This is a genomic window from Intestinibacter sp. (assembly GCF_051866655.1).
GTDB lineage: Bacteria > Bacillota > Clostridia > Peptostreptococcales > Peptostreptococcaceae > Intestinibacter.
The window spans coordinates 1-2,686 of record NZ_JBJDXL010000454.1; the positions used below are offsets into that span (position 1 = coordinate 1).

Genomic DNA, 2,686 nt, shown 5'->3' on the forward strand with positions numbered 1-2,686 from the left:
AAACTAGTATGAAGACTAGAGTATTGAGATTTGTAATTGGGATAATTACTTTAGGGGCTGTATATGCTTTATTGAAATATTTATCAGTTATGATATTTGGAAATAATACGAGCGAGCCTATTTTATGGATTGTGGATTATATAAGATATACTTTGATTGCGCTTTGGGGCGTGGCAGGAGTGCCTTTTTTATTTAAAGTGTGCAATTTAGATTAAAATAATTTTGAGAGGATGATTTTTTGAAAAAAGTAGTGATTATAGGAGCTGGAGCTAGCGGTATGTTAGCTGCAAAGGTGGCTTCTGATAGAGGATTTAAAGTTACAGTACTTGAAAAGCAAAAGAGATGTGGACGAAAATTAGCCATAACAGGTAAGGGTAGATGTAATATAACAAATGATTGCGATATAGAGGAGCTAATAGAAAATGTACCTACAAATGGCAAGTTTTTATATAGCGCATTTTATACATTTACCAACGATCAGGTTGTAGATATGTTTAATAATTTAGGAGTTGAGACTAAGACAGAGAGAGGAAAGAGGGTTTTTCCTGTAAGTGATAAGGCTTCAGATGTTGTAAGGGCTTTGGAAAACCAAATGAGAAATGCCAAAAATGTAGAGGTTTTGCTAAACTCAAAGGTAGAAAAAATAATAGCAGAAAATAAAAAGGTAACTAAGGTCGTACTTTCTGATAAAAAGGAAATTGAATGTGATAGCGTAATTGTTGCAACAGGTGGAGTCAGCTATCCAAGGACTGGCTCTACTGGAGACGGATATAGATTTGCTAAAAGCTTAGGACATACTATAGTTGCTCCAAAGCCATCTCTTATAGGTCTCGAAGTAGCTGAAAGCTATGTAAAGGACTTAGAAAAGCTATCTCTTAGAAATGTAAAAATTGATGTTTACAATAGCAAAAATAAAAAGATATATGAGGATTTTGGAGAGATGGAATTTACAAAATACGGAATAGATGGTCCTATTATAAAATCAGCAAGTTGCCGTATGGGAGATATGTCTAAGGATAACTACAGAATAGTTTTAGATTTGAAGCCTGTTTTAGATGAGGAGAAATTAGATAAGAGGATACAAAGGGATTTTCAAAAGTACTCAAATAAAAACTTTGAAAACTCTCTAAATGATTTGCTACCTAAAAAGTTAATTCCAGTAATTGTAGAATTGAGCGGAATAGATCCTTATATGAAGGTAAATCAAATTTCTAAGGAAAATAGAAAAAATTTAGTGCATTTAATAAAAAATATGACGTTTACTGTTAAAAATTATAGACCTATTGAAGAAGCTATAATAACTTCAGGAGGAGTTAAGACGAGTGAAATAAATTCTAGCACTATGGAATCGAAATTAATTTCAGGGTTGTTCTTTGCTGGAGAAGTAATAGATGTAGATGCATATACAGGTGGATTTAACCTTCAAATAGCTTTTTCTACAGCGTATTTGGCTGCAATGAACTGTTAATTTATTAAAAATTTTGTGTTTGAATTTGATATTATTTTAGTGCCAGCTATTAAGAAATTTGTCATAAATTGTATGTATTATAAATTTTATAATTCATATAATACTACCAAGTAACAAAATTAATAGAAAAGAGGTATTAAATATGTCAAATAATAATAACAATAACAGAACAGTAGTCCCAGAAGCTAAACAAGCATTAAATCAAATGAAATTAGAAATAGCTAATGAATTAGGAATGTCTGACTATCAACAAGTTGATAAAGGAAATTTAACCGCTAGACAAAACGGTTATGTAGGTGGATACATGACTAAAAAATTAGTTGAAATGGCAGAACAACAAATGTCAGGAAAAGTTCAAAAATAAATAAAATACGATTAAAATATTATTAGATAAAAAGTGGTAAGCTCATTTATAAAATGGGTTTACCACTTTAGTAGTTTATTGATGAATAAAGATGCATTTATTGGTTAAAATAAATTTGAAGATTTACATATATAATTATTTTTGATTATGTAAATTAAAATTTATATAAGAGGAAGTGGCGTCATGGCAGTAGATTTTGAAAAAATAAAAAATGACTTTATAAATGCTGATTTAGATGAGAAAATTCGCATTTATACAACTACTCAGGGCCTTACTATCGAGCAATTTAGAGAGTTGCTAAAGTACTATCCAATAAAGCATTTATCTAAACTAGAAAAGGCATTAGGATAGAGGATTGATTTGTAGAAAATAAGATATATGTTTTCTTATTTTCTACAAATATATAAGTTCAATTAAAATGGATTTTATCGATGTATTTGTAGATTTTTTCATTGCCAATATCTATTTGACCTGTTTCAATATATTTTATTATGGCTTCGATATCATTTGCATTTAAGTATTGAATGGGAATATTTAGTAAATAGTCGCTATTTTTTAGGATTTTTTTTAATTTTATTTGTAATGAAACAGTCGATTTAATATTATTTTTATTGTGTTTAGAATTTATATAGCTTTTAAAGTTTTCGTTTTGATTTTTCATCAGAGTATTTATATAATTTAGATATGAGTTTTGGAAATCAGCTTGATTTAAAATTGATTCATCTAGGATGTTGGATAATATTCTGTTAGCATAGATATTTTCTGCAAATTTTTCAGCTGTAAGTTTTCCAGAGCTAATACCTTTTTGATATTTTCTGATAAATTTTTTGGTAGAGTTATAAATTTTATTTCTA

The 2,686-nt window shown here is 28.8% G+C and carries 4 protein-coding genes and 1 pseudogene; 4 read left to right on the plus strand and 1 reads right to left on the minus strand.

Going from position 1 to position 2,686, the window contains the following annotated elements; genetic code table 11:
* The 4 genes and pseudogenes from ACI3VO_RS13590 to ACI3VO_RS13605 all read left to right on the plus strand — a co-directional run.
* Window positions 1-215: pseudogene (locus tag ACI3VO_RS13590) on the plus strand (phosphatase PAP2 family protein); the annotation flags it as partial.
* Between the two features lie 23 nt (window positions 216-238).
* Window positions 239-1,468 carry an NAD(P)/FAD-dependent oxidoreductase gene (locus ACI3VO_RS13595; protein WP_439758435.1) on the plus strand — a complete coding sequence of 410 codons (1,230 nt, stop codon included), beginning with the start codon at window positions 239-241 and terminating at the stop codon, window positions 1,466-1,468.
* A gap of 142 nt (window positions 1,469-1,610) precedes the next feature.
* Window positions 1,611-1,832 carry an alpha/beta-type small acid-soluble spore protein gene (locus tag ACI3VO_RS13600; protein WP_320625575.1) on the plus strand — a complete coding sequence of 74 codons (222 nt, stop codon included), beginning with the start codon at window positions 1,611-1,613 and terminating at the stop codon, window positions 1,830-1,832.
* A 183-nt stretch (window positions 1,833-2,015) separates the two neighbouring features.
* Window positions 2,016-2,183, plus strand: a complete 168-nt coding sequence (locus tag ACI3VO_RS13605; RefSeq protein ID WP_439758436.1) for a hypothetical protein — start codon at window positions 2,016-2,018, stop codon at window positions 2,181-2,183.
* Window positions 2,184-2,241: 58 nt separating this feature from the next.
* Here ACI3VO_RS13605 and ACI3VO_RS13610 read toward each other — a convergent pair.
* On the minus strand, window positions 2,242-2,686 hold a 445-nt coding region (locus ACI3VO_RS13610), incomplete at its 5' end, for a hypothetical protein (protein ID WP_439758437.1).